8 protein-coding genes are annotated in these 22,262 nt (G+C 54.0%); all 8 read left to right on the top strand.

Features of this window, described 5'->3' with window-relative positions:
* Nucleotides 1-132: 132 nt before the first annotated feature.
* The 8 genes from VFO10_RS13140 to VFO10_RS13115 all read left to right on the top strand — a co-directional run bounded on the left by VFO10_RS13140 (nt 133) and on the right by VFO10_RS13115 (nt 22,258).
* Nucleotides 133-1,035 carry an ImmA/IrrE family metallo-endopeptidase gene (locus VFO10_RS13140; RefSeq protein ID WP_325140824.1) on the top strand — a complete coding sequence of 301 codons (903 nt, stop codon included), beginning with the start codon at nt 133-135 and terminating at the stop codon, nt 1,033-1,035.
* 203 nt (nt 1,036-1,238) lie between these two features.
* Nucleotides 1,239-3,653 carry a hypothetical protein gene (locus VFO10_RS13135; RefSeq protein WP_325140822.1) on the top strand — a complete coding sequence of 805 codons (2,415 nt, stop codon included), beginning with the start codon at nt 1,239-1,241 and terminating at the stop codon, nt 3,651-3,653.
* 97 nt (nt 3,654-3,750) lie between these two features.
* The gene (locus VFO10_RS31315; protein WP_349259366.1) at nt 3,751-3,984 is read left to right on the top strand and encodes a FeoA family protein; all 234 of its coding nucleotides are present in this window, start codon (nt 3,751-3,753) and stop codon (nt 3,982-3,984) included.
* 10 nt (nt 3,985-3,994) lie between these two features.
* Entirely contained in the window at nt 3,995-5,857 is a 1,863-nt protein-coding gene (gene feoB / locus VFO10_RS13130; RefSeq protein ID WP_325140820.1) for a ferrous iron transporter B, read from the top strand.
* Between the two features lie 10 nt (nt 5,858-5,867).
* Nucleotides 5,868-6,026 carry a FeoB-associated Cys-rich membrane protein gene (locus VFO10_RS31450; RefSeq protein WP_414697030.1) on the top strand — a complete coding sequence of 53 codons (159 nt, stop codon included), beginning with the start codon at nt 5,868-5,870 and terminating at the stop codon, nt 6,024-6,026.
* Nucleotides 6,027-6,211: 185 nt separating this feature from the next.
* Nucleotides 6,212-7,135: a hypothetical protein gene (locus VFO10_RS13125; RefSeq protein WP_325140818.1), complete on the top strand. Its 924-nt coding sequence runs from the start codon at nt 6,212-6,214 to the stop codon at nt 7,133-7,135.
* A gap of 87 nt (nt 7,136-7,222) precedes the next feature.
* Nucleotides 7,223-13,531 carry a type I polyketide synthase gene (locus tag VFO10_RS13120; RefSeq protein ID WP_325140816.1) on the top strand — a complete coding sequence of 2,103 codons (6,309 nt, stop codon included), beginning with the start codon at nt 7,223-7,225 and terminating at the stop codon, nt 13,529-13,531.
* Nucleotides 13,532-13,543: 12 nt separating this feature from the next.
* Entirely contained in the window at nt 13,544-22,258 is an 8,715-nt protein-coding gene (locus VFO10_RS13115) for an SDR family NAD(P)-dependent oxidoreductase (RefSeq protein WP_325140814.1), read from the top strand.
* Nucleotides 22,259-22,262: the final 4 nt, after the last annotated feature.

Here is a 22,262-nt window from a genome sequence, read left to right as displayed (position 1 = left end):
GCAACACTTGACCTGGATTATAAAATCGTTTCTAATGGGAGAAGGTCACAAACGGCACATAAAATGAAGTCAGTTGGGGGTTAGAAACCTCTAACGAGTGTCAGCTATTCATACCTGGCAATGGGAGAGTCGATGAAGAAGGTGGAAGCAAACCGTTACCCCCATTCGGCAACCTTGTTCAGGTTCTGCAAAGAAGCCCTGGAAATCCGCTATGACGGGAACGTCAAGGTCATAGACCAGGACGTAGGGGCCATCCTCGGCTATGATCCTGCCGACTGCAGCCACTGGAAAAAGGGCAAGAAGAATATCCGCTCGCTGAGCACCCTGCGCAGCATCGCCGATCACCTGAACGTCGACGAATCCCTTCTGATCGACATCACCTCGGGCAAGGTCTCGCTCGATGAAGCGGTCTTTGAATTCCGCGGCTATGGCCAGTTCACGCTGAGCGGCAAGCCTTTGGAGAGCCTGAAGAAGGAATACTTCAAAAACCCCGGCAAGTGGCAGTCCTCGGGTCAGACCTCGGCCTTCGAAGAAGTCTTCGACATTCAAAGATACGCGGTTGTCCGACTGGCGGAAGAGATCATTCGCAACGGTGGCTTTACCGAAGCTCCTATATATATACCTGAGATCCTCCGCATGTTCCCTGCGATCCAGCTGGCCACCAAGGTCGAGCAGGAAGAGCCTTTCACCGTTCGTCAGGAAGGCGAAGGCCGCGAGCTGAAAACCGTGATCATCAGCCGCGAATCGGAAACCCGTCCCTACATTCGCTTCATAGCCGCGAAGACCCTCTTCAAACACCTCGTCGCCAGCCAGTACGCGGGCACCGAGGCGTTCGCGAGCAGCCCCGCTGAAATCCTGGATATCCAGTCGAATATCTTCGCCGGAGCGCTTTTGATCCCTGGCGAGATGCTGCGCCGTGAAGTGGACCGCATCGATACCTCGTTCGATCTTCTGCGGCAGCTGGCGGATATGTTCTGGGTGTCCCGCTCGCTCATGAATCAGCGCCTGCGCGATTTCCTGGAATTCCATAATTAATTCCACAGCTGATTGTTACGACGTGAAACGAATGGCCCGCTTCCACCCGAAGCGGGCTTTTTCTTATTTAAAACAAAGGTTTAAGCAGTGGTTTGGGTGTTTCCGCCCCATGGTTCAAACTCTGTAAATTAAAGTAATAAGCTGGAAAGCCGAAACTTTAACTGGAAGCCGAGAGTTAAATTTTATCCTCCAGGACGGGATAGATGAGCCAGCTGTTTAGATTAAAAAATGGAACTGTGCTGCTGTCAACGGAAGCGCCTGGCGGGATCTATAACTCCGGTCAACTCAAAAAAATCGCTGAGTTGTGCTCGAAGGAACTGGCGATCGTCAAAGCCACCGAAGACCAAAGGCTGGCCCTTTTCGTCAAGGAAAGCGAAGTCGAGAAAGTAGCGAAAGAGCTGCGGGCCATGGGCCTCGGTTTCCGCCACTATCAGGATGCTTTGCATCAGCCCGTGTCCTGTCTGGGTGAACTCTGTGAAGAGCACGAACAGCCGGCCATGGCCACGGCCATGGATATCACGAAGGAAATCGCCAGCATTCAGCTGACCGCTCCTCTTAAGATCGGTATCAACGGCTGCGCCCGCTGCTGCACCCCCTGCCATACTCTGGATATCGCGGTGGTCGGCGATGCCAGCGGCTATCGCATCAGCCTGGGTGGAAAAACCCGTCAAATGCCTGAATTTGCCAGCTATTTCGCAGAAGGCGTGCCGCCCAAGGAACTGCCGAAGCGTCTGAAGTCTGTGATCGAAACCTTTAAGAACCTCGCAGAAGACGGCGAAACGCTGCACGACGTGATCGAACGCTGCGGCGTCACCGACTTTGTGCAGGCGCTGGCGCCTTACAGCCAGGATGCGGCCCACCGTGAAGATCCCTTTGCGAACGAGGCTGCGGCCGCGGAATCGCTAGATGATCTGGCGGTTCCGGCGGATGAACTCGATTCTTTGGATGAAGCAGATACCGCGGCGACGCTGGAAAGCGATGAGCCGGACATGGATCTTGAGACTAATCTGGCGGTCGATGATGACCTGAGTATCGCGGATGATACTTTGGATGACGGCGCCCTGGAAGAGATTCCCATCGAAAAAACCGGGCAGGGTTCGCTGGAAGATGATCTTTCGCTCGGGAACGAGGATGCGGATCTTGAACTGGATGATCTGAGCCTTGAGAGCGACAGTCTGCTTGCGGACGAGGCTCCAGAAATCGGCGACGACAGCCTGCTCGTGGAAGAGACTGCGGATATCAGCGACAGTCTTATGGATGATGCGGCTGAGCTGAATATGGAAGACAGCGACGTCCTCTTGGATGATGCGAGTCTTGATGCAAGCGACAGTCCATTGGATGACCTGAACGTTGAAGCCATCGACGATGGACTTTTGGATGATTCCGGTCTTGAAGCGAGCGCGACGGCAGATGGGGACGAGCTGAGTCCGGAGCTTGATGCCGGTCTTGAAACCATGGACTTCAGCAGCGATGTTGCGAATCTCGACAGCACAGCGGCTGTGACAGAAGACGATATTGATCTGGACGGCTCGGATCTGGATGTTGTGGATAGCGCTTTGGACGTGCAGACGGAAGCCGATCTGGACCTTGATGAGTCCATGACGCTCGAAGATGATATTCCGGAAGATCTGAGCGTAGGCGCTGAGCTGGATATCGACGACGCGGCCCTGACGACTGCGGAAGCTCCGCTGGATGAAGACCTTGAAGGCATCCCGGAATTGGATGAGGATCTTGCGCCCGAGGAGCTGACACCACCCCCTGCGAAAACTGCTGCGCCTGCCAAGGTTCCAGCCGCTTCAGCCCCGGTTGTGAAAGCCAAGGCTGACGCTGCGCTACAGGATGATTTCGGCGAGGAACTGCCCGGCGATATGCCCGAACTTTCCGATGAAGAAGAAAGCCAGTTCGAGCAGAAGCTGCATGCGTCCATCGACGAGGAAAGCCGCCTTCTGTCCAACGCTGACAAGGATCTCAACATCGGAGACCGGGAAGCCGCTCTGAGTCTTCTGGAAAATTCCGACACGCTGGATGATGATGCCACTCTGGACGGCATGGCCGTTGACGACGAGCTGGTTGCCGACGAGCTGGTTGCCGACGAGCTGGCCGTTGACGACGAGCTGGCCGTTGACGACGAGCTGGCTGCCGACGAGCTGGCCGTTGACGACGAGCTGGTCGCTGACGACGTGCTCGAAGAGATCGGCAGTGATGACGAGCTGGAAACAATATCCGAAGATGAGTCGATGCTGGCGTCGGATGACGCAGAAAAAGCCGATGAAGTGCTCGAACCGATCCAGGAAACGATGGAAGAATTCCCCGAGCCAGGTCCAAGTGAACTGGCCCATATTAAGTCACGTCAGCTCGGACAGAAACTCCAGGGCTCGGCGCCCCGACAGCAGTTTAAGGTCAGCGCCATTACCTTCCAGGACGAGCACATGCGCGTCAACTTCGAATCCGGCGCGTATGTGGATTTTGATCTGAGCGCTTTGGGTTTGGGCGAGGAACGCAATTTCCGCCTGGGTGTGCAGAGTGTTTCGGTCACCAGCACCAGCGAAGGTTATATACTCGAAGTTGACGGGATGCGACTTTTCCATCCAAAAACAAGTTTCCCAGCGGCGTCGTGAAGTTCAGACCTGGACAAGCCTGGCTCCGATCAATATTGTGAAGCCTTAATGTTGAGAATTCTTCTCAGTACGTCTGATCGGACTCATTGAGGTAATCATGACCCTCGGAGAACTTAGAAAAGGCCAGAAAGCTCAAGTGATACGCGCTCCCAAGTCACAAGGACTAGGTGAGCGCCTGCTTGAATTTGGCTTTGTCGAGGGGGCTACGCTGGAAGTATTGGCAGAGGCTCCTTTTGGAGGCGACCCCATTCTGGTCATGATCCACGGAACGAGAGTAGCGGTTCGGCGTGACGATGCGAGTGGCATCCAGGTTTCACTCCTTCAACCCTAAGTCGGGCCGCATGATGACGCAAAATGCTCCAACTCTCGCTCTCGTCGGCAGTCCCAACTGCGGAAAAACTGCTTTATTCAATGCTCTGACCGGACTCAATCACAAAGTTGCGAACTATCCGGGTGTGACCGTGGACTGGGCGGAAGCGTTCAGTCGCAAAAATTTCGGCGCGCCTTTGAAAATTCTCGATCTGCCGGGGACCTACAGTCTGAACCCGCAAAGTGATGACGAGCTTCTGACAAGGCAGATCATCCGCCGGGAAGGGCAGTACCCTGTGCAGGCGGATGTGCTTCTGTGCGTCGCCGATGTGAACAACCTGAGCCTTCATCTGCGTCTTGTGATGGAAGTGATCGCGCTCGGTCAGCCGATGGTGTTGGCTATCAGCATGATCGATCAGGCGGAAAAAATGGGAACCATGCCCGATCTTAAGGGCCTGGAAAAAGCGCTTGGAATCCCTGTGCGTGCGGTCAGTGCTTTGAAAAATCGCGGTCTGCAGGAGCTCATGGATACCATTCATGAGGTTCACGCCAAGGATAGACGCCCGCAAACTCTGCCTTTACCGCAGGATCCGGCCAGCCGCCTCCGTTTTCTGGATAAACTTTTGCAGAAGGTGCAGCCGAATGCACGCAAACGCGGAACGGGCTGGACTGATCGCATCGATCGCTGGCTTTTGCATCCCTTTTTTGGTCCTGTGATTCTGATGCTCGTGTTCCTGCTCGTCTTCCAGGCGATTTTCTCATGGGCGGGCCTGCCTCAGGATTGGATTGAAGGCGCGATGGCAAGCTTTGGGGGATTGATCGGCGATCAGCTGCCGGATGGACTTTTGAAGAGTCTGCTCGTTGATGGCATTATCAGTGGCGTCGGGGCCGTGGTCGTATTCCTGCCCCAGATTCTGATACTCTTTTTCTTCCTGCTCGTACTGGAGGATTCGGGTTACATGGCGCGTGCTGCGTTTGTGCTCGATCGACTGATGCGAGGCGTGGGATTGAATGGCCGTTCGGTACTGCCGCTTGTTTCCGGTTTTGCCTGTGCGATTCCCAGCATCATGTCGACCCGCATCATGGGCAGTCGCCGCGAACGTTGGGTGACAATTTTGATCACGCCGCTGATGACCTGCTCGGCGCGTCTTCCCGTTTATACGCTTCTGATCGGAGCTTTCATTCCCGAGCGCATGATCTTCGGCTTTTTGAATCTGCAGGGTTTTGTGCTCTTTTCGCTTTATATCGGCGGCCTCGCATCCGCATTGCTGGTCGCGTGGATTATCAAAAAATTCGGTTGGGTCGGAGGTCCAAGCAGTTTTGTGATGGAATTGCCGAGCTATCGTTTTCCCAGCAGCCTCAATGTGGTGCGGGGACTTTATGATCGCGGTCTCGCTTTTCTGACCAGAGCGGGAACTTTCATCATGGCCGTTGTCATCATCCTTTGGTTCCTTTCCACTTTCCCCATGGCTCCCGAAGGTGCGACGCTCCCGAGCATCCACTATTCCTTCGCAGGAAAACTAGGGCAGTGGCTGGAGCCGGTGTTTGCTCCGCTGGGTTGGAACTGGAAAATCGTGGTGGCCTTGATCCCCGGCTTTGCCGCACGTGAGGTCCTGGTCGGGGCGCTCGGCATGGTCTATGCGATCGATCATTCCCTGGCCGATGAACAGCAGGTGACGGCCTTAACGTCGATCCTGCCGCATGAATTGACTCTTGCCGCTGCGGTGGCGCTTTTGGTTTGGTATATATTCGCACCGCAGTGCTTTGCAACGTTTGCTGTGATGCAAAAAGAAACTCGATCCTGGCGGATGACTGCTGCAGGATTTGTTTATCTTCTGGCACTGGCCTATCTCTTTGCGTGGGTGGCCCACGGATTGACAGCGGCACTGGTCTGAAGGAGGGCTTATGCAGCCTTGGGATTATCTCGTGTTCGTGCCGGTTTTTGGAGCCGGTTATTATCTGTGGCAGAGACGGAAGAAGAAGACGTCCTGCGGTGCGTGCTCGGCTTGTCCGAGTTCGAAGGGATGCGGGAGCAAGGGTGACCGGAATGCCCGCGGGGCTTGATTGCTGGAACATGGTGACACCCGCTTCTTTTTTTTGGATGAAGGCCTTCCCTTTTTTCTGTTAGAGACCGTTTGAGCGGCGAAATACAACTAGCGAGAAACAAAGCAATAAACCTATTTTAAGAAGCGGCCTCGAGCTTGCACTACTCCGGTGAGAGAACTGTGTTCCACACCCAAGAGGTTGCCATGCTCATAAGCAAACTTCACCTTCATCTGCCTTTACGTTTCCATTCTGCCTTCAGCCTTTCCACTCTGATTTTGTTTATACCTCTGTACGCTTGTGGCAAAAAGGCGGAAGCCTTCAGCCAGACTGCCAGTACCTGCCCAACAGGGTATTTGTTGGTCGCCCATGATCCTGACTACACGGACCAGGATTTCTGCGTGATGAAATATGAGGCCAAGATGCAGGCGGGCTCCCCGGTTTCAGTACCGGCAGGCGATCCATGGGTTAATGTGAACCTAACGGAAGCAGAAGCTGCCTGTACGAGCCTGGGTGAAGGCTTTGCGTTGCTCAGCAACGCCCAATGGATGACGATTGCAGCAAGCCTGGCTCAGAATCCAGAGAATTGGACGGGCAACGTAACGGGACAAGGTTCCCTCTATAAGGGGCACGCCCTTCAACCTCCAGCCACGGCCTGTCCTGCTGATGCCAATGATCAATTGGCATTTGTCGAGAATGATTGCAGCGCAAAGAGTCGCGATCAAATTTCACCTGAGCGGCAGAGCTTGCGCCGCACCTTGGCTTTAGAATCCCAGATGATATGGGATCTTGCCGGAAACGTTTGGGAATGGGTGAGCTTTGATCGTGGTAATCAAGACAAACCAGGTCCTTATGAAACCACTTGGCATGAATATCGGGACATTGCTCCCACCGCAACGTTTCCCATCACTGACTTCATTCCCAATCAAAAAGCCTTTTGGGATGCAGCGTGGGACAACAGTCACGGGATAGGAGTTTATTCTGGTGGGCCCAATGGAGAGGGCGGCGCGATGATTCGCGGTGGCGGCTGGTATTTCGGCCAAAGCACAGGTCTTTTCTCGGCCAGCATCAAATATGATCGCTCGCTCAAAAATGCCAATCTGGGTTTTCGATGTAGTTATACCCTCTAAGAATTCGAACTTTTCCTAACAACCGTCTTTGTTGGAGCCTCAAGGCTCCACATAGGGCTCCTATTTGCCTGATAGAGAGGACTCACGATGCAGCAGCCAATGAAATCGCCCGAGCAGGATATAGCAATTGTCGCCCTGGATGGATACTTTCCCGGAGCGGATGGACCTCAGGCTTTATGGGAGCTCTTAAAGAATGGACGAACATCCGTGGGACCGGTTCCTGCCGATCGTTGGGATAAGGACCGTCCCCTGGATCCGGTCTGGAATGTTCCTGGATTCGGCGCATTTCTTGATAAGGTTCGGGATTTTGATCCACTGTTCTTCGGCATTTCAGCTCGCGAAGCCGCTGAGCTTGATCCGCAGCAGCGGCTCCTCCTCGAAGTTGTCTACAGAATGTTGGAAAATGCTGGCGTTGATTTTAGGCAGCAGCGTTGGCTCAAGACCGGCGTGTATGTTGGCTCAGTCTGGCACGATTATGAACTGCTCCGTAAGAACCAGGCAGCTTCAACGACGCGACATAGTGCGGTGGGACAGGCTGATGATGTTCTTTCATCCCGGCTTTCCTATTACTTTGGCTTTCAGGGACCATCCCTGACTGTGCATACGGGTTGCTCGGCGTCGCTGGTTGCCTTGCATCTCGCCTGTGAGGCTTTGCGCTCCGGAACCATTGAACAGGCTTTAGTTGGAGGCGTAAACCTTATTCTCACCCCTGACGTTTCGGTAGGTCTTACTGCATTCGGAGGCCTTTCCGCAGAAGGTCGTTGCAAGGCCTTCGATGAATCCGCCGATGGCTTTGTGCGTGGTGAAGGTGTGGCTGCACTCTGGCTTATGCCAAGGGCAAAAGCAGAAGCTGAAGGCTGGCCCATTCAGGCTATCGTTGCCGCAAGTGCTGTGAACAACGATGGGGGAGGTGATAGTTTTGTTTCTCCCAATGTTTTGGCCCAAGCGCAGCTTCTTCGCAATGTGTATGCAGCGGCTGGAATGTCGATTGATGACATTGATTATGTGGAAACACACGGCACAGGCACCAAGAAAGGTGACCCGGTTGAAGCTGCAGCACTGGGTCGAATTTTTCACGGCCGTAAAAATCCACTGCCGATCGGCTCGATCAAGACGAATATTGGACATTTGGAAGGGGCCTCTGGTTTGGCCGGTGTTTTCAAGGCTTGTCTGATTGCTCAGCATCGTGAGATTCCGCCTAGCCTTCACTTTAGAAAAGGCAACCCGCAGATCAAATTCAAAGAGTGGAACCTGGACGTTGTCACCGACCCGCGCCCTCTGGATAAAGAGAGCGAAGTCGTTGTCGGAGTCAACTCCTTTGGTTGGGGAGGCACCAATGCTCATGTCGTTATTAAAGCTGCCAAGTCGAGTTCTCTGAAGGAGATCACGCCAGCGGAAAGCACCAACTATCTTTTTCCTATCTCGGCTCCGCAGAGTGAATCCCTGAGCAGGCGTTTCGAGGATCTTCGCCGTTGCCTGGAGGAGAAACCGCAGAGCCTTGCAGACATGAGTTACACACTGGCGAAGCGCACGCCTCAATTCATCGTCCGTCAGCTGATCCGGGCCACTGATCACGATGATCTCATGACTCAACTGGCGACTGGGGCTGAGGCCGCTCATACGGGTCTTACGAATAAGCCTGTCATTGCCTTTGTATTTCCGGGACAAGGCTCGCAGTGGCTGGGCATGTGCAAAGAACTCGTGAAAACTGACCCGGCCTTCCGGGATGCCATCGAAAGCTTTGACCGGGGACTGCAAGGCCTTGTGTCCTGGAAAGTTTCTGAGATCCTGAGCGACATAGAGTCGCAGGGCTGGCTTAGCGACATTTCTGTTATCCAACCCCTGCTGAGCGCTGTGATGATCGGTCTCGCGGCTTCGTGGAAAGCGCAAGGCGTTACGCCTCACTATGTCGTTGGACACAGCATGGGCGAAGTTGCGGCTGCTGCTACAGCAGGCATTCTGTCCATTGAAGAAGCGGCCCGCTTGATTTGTATTCGATCGAACCTTCTGATGCAAAAGCGTGGGCAAGGTTTGATGCTGCTGGTGGATCTCGGCAGTAAGGAGGCAGAAGCCTATATAGCTGCGTATGCAGAACGCGTAGCCATTGCCGTAGTAAACGGTCCTCGCACTGTGGTTCTTTCGGGAGAGGCGCAGGCCATCGAGGAGCTTCAGGCTCTATTCGAGAGTTCCGAAATCTACTGCAAACTCATTCGAGTCGATATCGCCTCGCATAGCCCTCAGATGGACAGTCTGCTCGATTCTTTGGCCGAAAGCCTGGGACCGATCGCCCGACAGGACAGCAGTATCCAGATGCTGTCCACTGTCTATGGTGATGTGGTTAGCGCCAGTGAACTCGACACGCAGTACTGGCTAAAAAACCTGCGGGAATCTGTTCGGTATTATGAAGCGATTGATAATCTCCTTCAAAAATATGGCGTCACTCATTTTGTGGAAATCTCGCCTCATCCCGTGCTGAAGCAATCCACGGTCGATGCCATTGCCTTGAGCGATCGCAAAGCGGTCGCACTGGAGACCCTCCGTCGTGACCAGGACAGCCAAAAGACGCTGGTCCAATCCTTTCAGGATGCCTGGACAGAAGGCTTGCCTATCAGCTGGACAGGTTTGGTGGCAGACGCAAACTTTGTGAAACTCCCAGCACAAGCCTGGGATAAGAAAGCTTACTGGATTGAAGGCGGACAGGCCTCGTTGCGTGACGACGCCAAGGGAAGTCTGCATCCTATCGTCAATCGCTTCCGGGTGCTTGCGGATGGCTCGCATAAAAAAGTCTCTCATTTTTACTTAAGTTTGGAGCAGCAGCCTTTCCTGCGGGAACATCAGGTTGACAAGGCGAAGATCGCACCGCTAACCCTGAGTCTGGAACTGTTTCTGGCTGCAGCTCTCTATGAAAACATACAGGATGATCAGGACGAGCTCGTCATCCGCTCCATAAATCTTCCAGGTGCCTTGCTTTTGCAGGATGGAAACCCTGTTCCTTGTCAAATGCTCCTGACAGCCAAGGGACAGAAACGCTTTGAGCTGAGTCTTTTCTCTGGCGAGAGCTCGGATGACGTTACATGGAGTCTGCAGGCCAAGGCCCAACTCTTGGCCGAACCCAGGACCTTTTTACCCAGAATTGAAGCTGCTTCACTCACGGCCATGCTCAGCACAGACGATGTCGTGAATGCCGATACCCACTATGAAATGATGCAGGCGCATGGCTATTATTACGGGAAAAACTTCCAGCTCCTCCATCGCCTTCGATTGGATGCACGTGGTGCCTGGGCCTGTGTCCAGCAAGCAAGCAAAGCCCGGCAGCGTTCCCAATCCTATCGCCTGTGCCCCATGACGCTGGACGCCTGTCTTCAAGCAGGGCTTCACGCTCTTTTGGTGCGTAATCCAGGTAAAAAGGCTTTGCCAGTCGGTATTGAAGAGCTTCGCGTGCATCGACGTCTTCCTTCCACTCTCTATGCGCATGTTGTGATCAGAGAAGAGAACGATGGACTTGCCCTGCTGGATGCCAGGCTTTATGACGAAGAGGGCGAATGCTACGTAAGCCTTATTGGGCTTCAATTTCGCTTGACTGCAGGGCAAAACGCCCATGGCTATGTGCCCATATCTGCCAGTTGGGTGGAACAGCCCCTGTCGGATTCTGTCAGCATCAGCGGCCGAGTCCTGCTCCTTTCAAAATCGCCTGAGGCCGCACAGCTGCTGATAGGACAACTGCCTTCGCAATCTGAGGTGAGCTGGGAAGTCGGCGAACCCGGAAACGAGGACATCAGCTATGCTGACTATGAGCGGGTCATCCTGGATCTCCGGGAAGAAGGAACCGATCATGAGCTGGTCCTGCGGATTTTGCCGATGCTGCAGCGTCTTTATAGAACGGCACCGAATATCTCCCTGCTGGTTTTAACCGAAGGTACGCAGCAGCTCGGTGAGGAAACTGTCACCCAACCTCTGTTGGCTGGTGCCTGGGGCTTTCTTCGCGCTTTGCGTTATGAATGGACCAGTGCACAGTTCAAGCTGATTGACTTCGACTGCTCAAGTCGTGAGGCCGATAGGTCCCTGCCTTATTCTGAAATTCTGAGTCTTGATGCCGATGAAGAAGTCGCCTGGCGTGGCAAGCAGCGTTTTGTGCGACGTCTAGGCCGCAGCCGCGATAAGTCGCTTTACGAGCAGCCCATGCTGGAAGCCCAAACAAACAAGGCCTTTCGCCATGTTTTACCGCGCCCTGGGCAATTCGAAAACTTTGGAGCGGAGACTCAGACACCATCATGTCTCGGGTCTGGTGAAGTGGAAGTCGCGGTTGAGTATGTTGGACTGAACTTTGTTGATGCCTTGGCGGCCATGGGCTCCACATTCAATGTGGGACAAAGAAATGAATTGAAACTCGGTGGCGAGCTGAGCGGTGTTATCACTCGGGTCGGGCCTGAATGCGCAGGCTATGAACCAGGAACTCCTGTGATCGCGACCCACTTCGGCTGCCTTGCGAGCCACATCAAAGTTCCCATCACTCTGCTTCGACCACGACCGGAAGGGCTTGCAGCGCGTGAAGCCGCTGCCATAAGTCTCGCGTATATGACGGCGTGGTATGCACTGGTCAAAAGGATAAAAACCCAGCCGGGTCAGACGATTTTGATTCATGCAGCCAGCGGTGGACTGGGGCTGGCCACACTGGAAGTGGCTCGCATGCTAGGGCTTAAAATTCTGGCGACGGCTGGCAGTGAAACCAAGCGTCAGTACTTAATCGAGCGTGGTGTGGAAGCGGTGTTTTCCTCGCGCGAGGGACAATTCGCGGAAGGTGTTCTGGCCTATACGAAGGGCCGTGGTGTGGACATCGTTGTCAACAGCCTCGCGGGGGAATGGCAGGAATTAAGTCTCGATATCACAGCGCCTGATGGTCATTTCCTTGAGTTAGGCAAGAGTGATATTTACGCCGAGCGCGAGCTGAATCTGCGACGCTTCAAAAAAGCCATTTCATTCCACGCGATTGATCTGGCGGGCTATCAGGCACGTGATCCCGAAGGCTTTGGCAGGCTATTGCAAGAGGTTTTGGAGCAGCTGCAGTCGGGTCAACTCAATCCACTGCCTGTTCACGAATTTGCGATTGACGACCTGGAACAGGCCTTGCGCCGATTCTCGCATCCTGAGCATATCGGCAAAATTGTGCTGAATATGCAAGGGCAACCCTCACGTATGTGGCGGGCTCCCTTTGCTCAAGGCCTGGCTCACGCAGAATCCACTTATCTTATCACAGGCGGTTTGGGCGGATTGGGTTGGGCCATGGTGCAAACCCTGGTGCGACTCGGTGCCAAACATCTGATCCTGATATCCAGGAGCGCCGATAAACGGCAAGAGGAAATCGCAGCGTTACGTGAACAGGGTATATCCCTGGGCGTTTGGGCTTTGGATGTGAGCGATTATGCTGCTCTTGAAGCTCGCTATCTGCTGGAAAAGGATATGTGGCCACCTGTGAAGGCTATCTTTCATGCGGCAGGCGTTCTTGATGATGCCATGCTGGAGAATATAAAGGCCGAGCAGTTTTACCGTATATGGGCTCCGAAGGTTCAGGGTGCCTGGAATCTTCATACGCTGGCTGAACGCCATGCTTGGGACCTGGACGCGTTTGTCCTCTATTCTTCAGCTGCCGCTCTTCTTGGACTTCCGGGTCAGGGGCTCTACTGTGCTGCGAACGCTGCCTTGGATGCGCTGTCGATGATGCGACGGAGTCAGGGAAAAGCTGCAACAGCTGTGAATTTTCCTGTGGTGGCTGATGTGGGCCTTGCAGCCATAGATGAGCAACGCGGTCAGCGACTCATCAGTCAGGGTATGCAGGCATTGTCAGCCGAGCAAGTGAGTGCTGACCTCATCGCGGCTCTGCAGCAGCATCCTGTTCTGCTCTCACTCTGTTCTCTGAAGATCGACCAATGGCTGGCGAGTTATCCCTTTTTGAAAAAAAGCCCCATGTGGAGTGCCTTGCTGGCTAGCGGAGAGTCCAATCAAGACGAGGTGGGTGGCTTGCGTCAAACTCTGGCTGGCCTCCAGCCAGAGGCGCGTACCGAAGCCTGCCGCCAGACTCTGCGAAGAATGCTGAGCCAGGTCATGCGGGTTGATGAAGCGAGTCTCAGTCATGAGTTGCCTTTCATGCAAATGGGCCTTGATTCGATGATGAGTCTGGAGCTGCGGAATCGGCTGGAGGAGGCTTTTGAAACGAACCTTTCGCCGACCATATTGTGGACCTATCCCAGTATTAATCAGCTTCTGCCGGCTTTATTAGCCAGGATAGGCCTTGCTCATGAAGCCGCCGAGAGTTTGCAACAGCCTGGGGCTGATGCGACTGACGCTGCTGCAAATGTTGATGTTGCTGAGGAACTGGCCAATCTCCTGGCTGATCTTTAAGAGGAATTCATTGTGGAAATCTCAAAAGAACAAGAGGTCTTTCGGAAAGCTCTTGCCAAGCTCAAAGAGCTGAAAGACGAGAATGAAGAACTCAAAGCTTTGGCAAACGAGCCCATCGCAATCGTGGGTATGGGCATTCGCTTGCCTGACGTTCAGTCGCTTCAGGACTTCTGGCAGATCCTGCGGCAGGGCCGCAGTTTGATCGGGCCCGTGCCTGCTCAACGTTGGAAGGACGATACGGCCTCTCTGGAAAAGCTGCCGCCCTATGGCAGCTACTTCCGTAGTCTCGAATGTTTTGATACCGAAAACTTCGGTATTCATAAACAGGAGCTCGACAACCTTGATCCTCAGCAGGCACTCACCCTTGAGGTAGCCTGCGAAGCGCTGCAGGATGCCGGCATCTCCAGGCAGAGCGTTAAAGGCAGTTCCACCGGGGTTTTTATAGGGGTTTGTAGTAACGATTATGCATACCAGCAGCAGTTGCCTGATAACCAGTTTTCCGTGTCTGGCTCCGCATTTAGTTTTATAGCGGGTCGTTTATCTTTTGCTCTGGATATTCAAGGTCCCTCCATTGCTGTGGATACGGCCTGTTCTTCATCGCTCGTGGCTGTTCATCAAGCCTGCCAAAGCTTGCGTTCCCAGGACTGTGATATGGCTTTGGCCGGGGGAGTCAACCTCGTTGGCTCACCGCGCTCCATTCTTCGCTTAAAGAAAACTCGTGCTCTCTCACCCAGTGGTCAGTGCCGTACTTTTGATAAGGGTGCCGATGGTTTTGTCCGTGGTGAAGGCTGCGGTGTGGTGGTCTTGAAGCGGCTGCGTGATGCCATGAAAGATGGTGATCAGATTCATGCGGTGATTCGTTCTTCGCTTGTATCGCATGACGGTACGGGGACTGGTCTAACGGCGCCACATGTTAAGTCCCAGCGTGACCTGCTGAGTCGAGCCTTGGAACGGGCTGGTCTCAAGCCTCATGATGTCTCCTATATTGAAACGCACGGGACCGGGACCGCCTTGGGCGATCCCATCGAATGCGAAGCGATTCATCAAGCCCTGGGCGCACGATCCGTGGAAGCTGGTCCCTGTTACCTCGGAGCATTGAAACCCAATATTGGGCACACGGAAGGTGCTGCGGGTATTGTGGGACTCATTAAATTGGCCTTGGTGCTGCGCAAGGGGATCATTCCACCCAACGTGTCCTTTTCAGAATTGAATCCTCTGATTCAACTGCCTGCAGGTCATTATAAAATTCCCCTCCAGGAAACAGCATGGCCTCAGAGCCGCAAGCGTTGCGGAGGCGTCAGTAGTTTCGGGATGGGGGGCACCAATGCCCATGTCGTGGCAGAGGCTTTCGTGCCCCAGGATCTTTCGCCTTCTGTTGAGTCATCAGCTTCATCTTCGTTGTATTCCATCGTCCTGGCCGCTGATGATGAGGACATCCTTGAAGCCTATAAAAAGCGTCTGCTCAGCGTTGTCAAAAGCTGTGAGATCACGAATCTTTCCCAGATCGCCGCGACTTTGAGCCGTCGCCATCGGGATGAGCTTGGACAGCGCGCGATCACGGTGAGGACTATGGAAGAACTCGAGCAGCAGCTCGCGCAGGTCGGAAGCTTTGGTGAAACGAACCATCGGCCTTTTGTTGCAGCCGGATCTGTTTCACTGTGCTCGTTACCTCCGAGGCCTTGGCGGTATCAGCTTCAGACTGCTGGCAGCACGCATGAGGCTTCCAAGCCGAAAAGCGGCTCTCAGGAGCTTGATTCCGCTGAATCATTGCCCAGTGCATGGGTCTATAAAAGACGCTGGGTCGAGGCAGAGTTGATGGCAGATGAGGCAAGACCCGTCTTCAGCTGGGACCTTCAGCGGCATAAACTCTTCTTTGTGGAAGAACCCAGTGCGGTACTTGATGCTCGGAAAGAAGTCAGCTGGGATGAGCTGCGACAGCTCAAGACACCAGGCTTTCGCCTGCTTGTTCCGTGGCCTGATCTGAGCATTACAGATCTCCTTCCCGAGGGCCAAGCTGCGGCTGCCATGCAGCGCCTGTTCCAGTTTCTGGCTGAATTTCCCAGGGAGCTCAGCTCTCGTTTGGAGCAGTTGCTGCTCGTGACCCATAACGTGTGGTCACCAGGTGCGGATGCCATTGATCTTCTCTGGGGCGCGTTGCCAAGCCTGCGACTGGAGATGCCGCATCTGCCTCTGGCCATTGTCGACATCAACGATAGGGCAGACCCCAGAGATCAGGAAGCTATTTGGACCATTTTGCGCAGCCGGCCCGATCACAGTCGGATTTTGATCTGCCAAGGAGAAATCCTGAGTGAGCAACTGCTCCCCACTGATTTGACTTTGAGATTGGGAGCCCTTGATCCGGGCCTTACCTATGTCGTGAGCGGTGGTTTGGGAGCCGTTGGACAGACAATTCTCACGGCTTTGATGGAGCAGGGTGCGAGGCGTCTTGCGGTCCTGACACGACGGAAGGAATCCGAGCTGTCCGCTATGGAACAGCAATTCCTGCGGGGAATAAGGCAAAAAGCTGAGATTCTTGTGCTCGCAACCGATATGGGGCTGAAGCCCTCTGTTTATCAAGCCATCCAGCAGCTGAGTCAGCAAAATCCGCTTGGACTTCACGTCTACCATGCAGCGGGGAATTTTATGCGCTTGGATCGTCAGAGCTTGAATCAGGAGAGCTTCAAAGATTTGAGCGCAGGCAAGGTTCTGGGAGCCCAGTATCTTTTGGATTTGGCTCAGGACTTTCCCATCAAGGAAATCCTTTTTCTTTCTTCAGCAAGCGCCGCCTGGGGTATGTCCGGCTATGCATTATATGGTGCGGTGAATGGAGCTTTGAATCAACTCGCGCGGCTGGGCCGTCGACAGGGGATTCGTGTGCGTTCGATTGAAGCTGGGCCATGGAACCTGCAGGGTATGGGAAGTGATGCCCAACGACATACCCTGGAAAAATCTGGCTGCCATCTTCTGGAGCCCCGACTCACTGCGAAACTTTTGATTGCTTTCATGCAGTCGGAGCCACGCTGTTTGCTTCTGGCTGATATGCAATGGCAAAAGTTTCTGCCTCTCCTGGAGCGACAGCGTCACGATTCATTCTTCACCAAGCTACGAACTGTGGCATCAACGGAAAAACCGCTTCATGCGACTCGCAAGGATCACCCTATGAATGAACTGCAACTCGTTGACCTCATCAAAAACATCCTGCAACGAATTACCCGAATAGCGTTGAAGGATCTGGACAGCAAAAAGGGCCTGTTTGATATTGGTATCGACTCGCTCACGTCGATCTCGCTCCTGGAGGAATTGGAGAAAATTTTTTCCATCGAGCTGGGTATTGCGACCCTCTATAATTTCCCGTCGATTGAAAGGCTCGCCGCTCACCTCGCTTCACTTGAACTGACAGGACCCGCTTTGCATTCAGATGCCCCCAGGAAACAGGACAAGGCCGAATCCCCCGTCCTGCCATCCTCAGGAGCTTCGACCAGCTGCCGCGAAGGCGAGGCGGGCCAGGGACGCGACATTGCGGTCATTGGCATGGCCTGTCGCTTTCCAGGTGGCATTAAGAGCCCCGAAGAACTTTGGGATAAGCTCGTGCATGGGGTCGATTGCGTGAGTCCAAGCGCCAGCCGCTGGGAGCTCTGTGGAATTGATCCGCAAAGCAGTCGGGCGCTTGGTCATGACATGGGACTGCTGGATCAGGTTGAAAAATTTGATGCGACCTACTTTGGAATACCTGGACGGGAAGCGCTCAGCATGGATCCGCAGCAGCGTATTCTACTGGAACTGGCGCAGGAAGCCATTGATGATGCAGGACTCGAGGCTCGTGATCTGAGCCAAAAGCCCTGTGGTGTGTTTATTGGGGCCTCCAATAATGATTATGCGGAACTCTTAAAATCGCAGGGGCTGGATGCTATCGACGCCTACTATGCGAGTGGCACAGCACTCAATAGCCTCGCGGGACGCATTTCCTACCACTTTGGTCTGCAAGGACCTGCTCTGGTCACGGATACTGCCTGCTCATCATCCCTTGTCGCTTTGCACCTTGCAGTTCAGAGCCTGCGCAAAGGAGAATCCAAACTCGCCTTGGCGGCTGGGGTGAATGTGATTCTCGCACCCTTTCACAATCAGGCAGCCGTGCAGGGGCATATGCTATCAGATCAAAGCCGCTGTCAGACTTTCGATGCAGATGCCGACGGCTTTGTCCGTTCAGAAGGCTGTGGAGTTTTGCTCCTACAGCCTTTGTCTGAGGCCCTCGCTCAGGGGCATCGCATTTATGGTGTGATCAAGGGCAGTGCTGTTAACCATGACGGTCGCAGCAATGGCTTTACTGTGCCCAACGGAGCCGCTCAAAAGCGGGTTTATGAAGAGGCTCTTGCAGATGCGGCTGTGGATGCGAATCAGGTCAGCTATGTGGAAGCCCATGGAACAGGGACAGCCATTGGTGATCCGATCGAAGTTGATTCGATTCAGTCCGTCTATGGCAAGGCCAATCCCCAGGGGCTGCTGGTGGGTTCCATCAAGTCGAATATAGGGCATATGGAGAGCGCTGCCGGCATGGGCAGCATCATGAAGATTCTGCTCGCTTTTCAGCATGGAATGATTCCTGGCAATTTGCACTACAAAAAGCGCAATCCCCTGATCAAAGCGAAAAACATAACGGTTGTGGACCATGCCGTGTCTTGGCCCAATCATCAGGCCGTCAAGCGTGCTGCTGTAAGCGGTTTTGGTTTTAGCGGTGTGAATGCGCATGTAATATTTGAAGGTCCTGAAACCAGCATCCTGGGCTCGACAGAAAAAGAGGAGGAAGAATGGACCGTTGTGGTCAGTGGACACAGCGAACCTAGTCTGAAAGAAAATATCGCGAGACTGGACGCGTATCTGCAGCGCCACCCGGAAAGCAGCCTCCGGGATCTCGCCTTCAGCCTGGGGCAGCGCCGACGTGAAGAATTCGTTGCGAGCTGGACCGTGTCCTCTCTCAGCCATCTGCTATCTCAGCTCAAGAATCCAACGGCTCTTTCGCGAGCAAACGGCAAGCTGGCATTCCTCTGTTCAGGTCAAGGGAGTCAGCATCATGGTATGGGCCGCTATCTTTATGAAAACCACCCGACGTTTCGTCATGTGATTGACAGCTGTTCTTCACTCCTGGAAGGGCAGTGGGAATACTCGTTGACTGATCTGATGTTTGATCCCCAGCTGCAGGATTTGGTTCACGAGACTCAGTATACGCAAGCCCTCCTCTTTGCCTATGAAGTTGCTTTGGGTCGTCTGCTTTTTGAATCAGGCTGGAAGCCTGACTACCTCATCGGCCACAGTGTGGGTGAGTATGCTGCGGCGACTCTTGCCGGGATGCTGTCTCTGGAGGATGGTCTCCGTCTGATCGCAAAACGTGGTGAACTGATGCAGCTGACGGATGCAGGCGGCATGCTGGCTCTTTCTCTGGATGAAGTCTCCGTTCTGAGTCTCTTGCAGGAAGCGGATCTTAAACTTGATATTGCGGCTGTGAATGGTCCCAAGCAGCTGGTGGTGTCAGGCCCTGAAGCGGAAATCGGTCGACTCTTGAGTCTCTGCCAGGAACGGGGCCTGAGAGCCAAAGCTCTCACTGTCTCGCATGCCTTCCATTCTGCAACAATGGATCGCATTCTCAAGGCATTTTCTCGGGAATTGCAGCGCGTGACGCTGAACCCTGCAAAAATTCCTATCATCAATAATGTAAGTGGCAAGGCATCTAGCACGCTCATGTTGGAAAAATCCTACTGGATCGATCAACTCCGTGGCACGGTTCGTTTCCATGCTGCTTGCCAGGAAGCCATCGCTTTAGGCGTGACGCACTTTGTCGAGATTGGTCCTGATCAAACCCTGTCGATCCTGGGCTCGCTGTCGGGAGGGGACGCAGCTGTTCAATGGATCGCGTCTCAGGCTCGCAATCAGGATCAGGCGCAAAGTTTTCAAAAGCTGAAGGCCAAACTCTTTGATATTGCGCCCCATGCCCAGGAAAAGTTGCCGTCCAGCGGCATGCTCTTGAGTCTGCCCCCCTATGCATGGGATCACAAAGTTTACTGGCCAGAGCTGCCCAAGGCGCGCCGTATCTCCGCTCGGGGGCAGGATTTTGTCCATCTCGGCAAGCGATGGCGCCTGCCCGAGTCGCGCGATGAGGTCTTTGCTACAAGCCGGCGAAGCATGGAACCCCTCTATCTCGATGATCACAGACTCTATGGATTTGTTGTCGCTCCAGCGGCTTCGCATATTTCCATGGTGGCTTCGGCCTTCGAGCCTGAGATTTTGCAGGGTCAAGTGCTCGAACTGCAGCATGTCTCCTTTCCGCAAGCTTTGGTCCTCGATGAACAGGATGAAGCTGAGTTGCAACTTTGGATTCAACGCGGGAGCCAAAGTTCAAGCATCAAGTGTCTCAGTAATAAAGGGGACACCTGGGAAACCCATCTGCAGGCAGCGTACCTTTTGCATCCGAGGCCGCGCGCGCAGCATTTCTTCTCGATCGAGGCGTTCCAGCAGAATGCACGGTGTATTGAAGGGCATCGCTTCTATAAATATTTCACGGATCTTGGTTATACGCTGGGGCCGGCTTTCCAATGGATTGAAAGCATCTGGCAAAAAGGAACAACGTCCTTGTCTCGGCTCCGGCTCCCGGATATGCGCGAGGCGGCGGATCCCTATGCTCTTTATCCAGGACTTATCGATTCCTGCTTTCAAACTCTGGCCGGCATGATGTTTCAGGAAGGTGTTACGCAAGCTGATGCCTTGGCCATACCCTTCAGTGCTGATCTCATTCGTATCCATGGGCGGGCGGAAGGCTCCTTATGGTGTTTCGTTCAGGGTCGCAGCACCCATGGGCATGATTATGATGAAGGCGATATTCAACTTTTTGATCAGGAGGGGCGGCTCATTCTCGAAGTTGAGGGCTTTCGCATCAGGCATGCCAAACGCAGTCTGCTCGAAGCCGGTCTGAAAGCCAAGGAAGCCCCTGCTTTTGAGCTGCAATGGGAAGCTCGGCCCGATTCAATTCGGGGAGCACTCCAGCGCACAAACTGGAAGATTTTTACAGGTTCGGAAGAATGGGCTCAAAATCTTATCCAGGCTTTGGAGCAGGGTGGAGCTCTGGCAAAGGCCTGGGATGATCTATCCGCATTCGATAAGGCTCTGCAGGGCGAGAGCGCATCCTTTTCGGTTGTCGACGCTCGGTTTCTGCATGAAACAGCCCCTGCTTTTATCAGCAGCGAAAACTGTGATCAAGCGACCGCTCGGCAGTGGGAACTCTTTTCCAGCATCAAACAAGCCGTCGCGCAAGGCACATTGCAGCGCTATGTCCTGCTCACCCGATCGCGGCAGGACCCCGAGGGAGCGGTGCAGTTTGAAGCCCTCCGAGCCCTCAGTCTTGCTTTGATGGCAGAATTCAAGTCACTGTCTTGCCAGGTGATAAGTATGGAGCCGGCAGTGACGGCTGATGATCTGGCGCGTGAGCTGGATGCCATGGAAGCTGAGATCGCTCTGCAGCTAGGTCCCAGGGGAGCCTCTGTCATGCGGGCCAAGGCGGTGAAGACAGCGTGCACCGAACTTAAATTGCTTGAGAAAGCCAGCTACATCATCACGGGAGGCTTCGGCGCGCTTGGGCAGGAAACAGCACGGGATTTTATTCGGAGAGGCGGGGGGCGGATTTATCTTCTGGGACGCCGACCCTATCAAAGCGAATGGGCAGACGCTCTAGAAAAATTGGGAGGGTCACCTGAGCAAATCTGCTATCGACAGGTCGATATCAGTGAACGCTCTGCGTTGGCTCAGCTGCTGGATGAAATCGCTGCTTCATCGTATCCCCTCAAAGGCGTCGTCCATGCGGCAGGTACCTTGGCTGACAAAAGTTTGCTTGAGCTATCCGCGGATGAATTTAGGGCCGTGCTGGCCGGCAAGGTTTGGGGGGCCTTGCACCTTCATGAACTCACTCGTGATCTGCCACTCGATATGTTTGTTCTCTATTCGTCACAGAGTTCATTCTGTGGAAATGCAGGTCAGGCCAACTACGCCTTTGCCAATGGCATCCTGGATGGAATTGCGCGCATGCGTCAAGGGCAGGGCTTGCCGGGTCTGGCCATAAGCTGGAGCAGCTGGCATGGTGATGGCATGGCTCAGAGTCAGGCGCTGCAGATCCGCATGCAAAGACTTGGAATAACACCCCTGCAGCCCCACGAAGCTCTGCCTGCTTTAAAGCGTGGGCAGCCCAATAATTGTGCCCACCTGCTTGTGGCTCGACTCGATTGGGACCGTTACCTGACGGCACAGTTCCAGAAAGTTCCAAAGCTTTTTGAGGGTTTGTTGAGCCAGGATGTTCAGGGCACCCAGCAGGAAAACGAAGCAGCATGGTTGAAGCAGCTTCAGTCCATGCCAGCGAACGCACGATTGGACTGGTTAAAAAGGAATTTGCAGACCCTTGTGGCGGCCATTTTACGAGAACCGGAATCCCAGCTGTCTTTTGAATATGGTTTCAATCAGCTCGGATTTGACTCGATCATGGTGCTTGATTTGAAAGCCAAGCTTGATCATCTGTTTGCGTCCAACATGCCGGCCACTCTGGGTTTGGATTTCCCTGATATCGATAAACTGGCGAGTTATCTGCTGCAGCGCTTCGGCCTTGAAGTGCCCGTCAGTTCGCAGGCGGAACGTGCAGAACTCAGCGACGAAGAACTTATTAGAATGGCCGCTGCTGAACTCAGCGAATCATGAGGAA

The sequence above is a fragment of the Oligoflexus sp. genome (assembly GCF_035712445.1).
GTDB lineage: Bacteria > Bdellovibrionota_B > Oligoflexia > Oligoflexales > Oligoflexaceae > Oligoflexus.
Note: the sequence above shows the minus strand (reverse complement) of the source record. Positions and strands in the feature narration are given on the sequence as shown.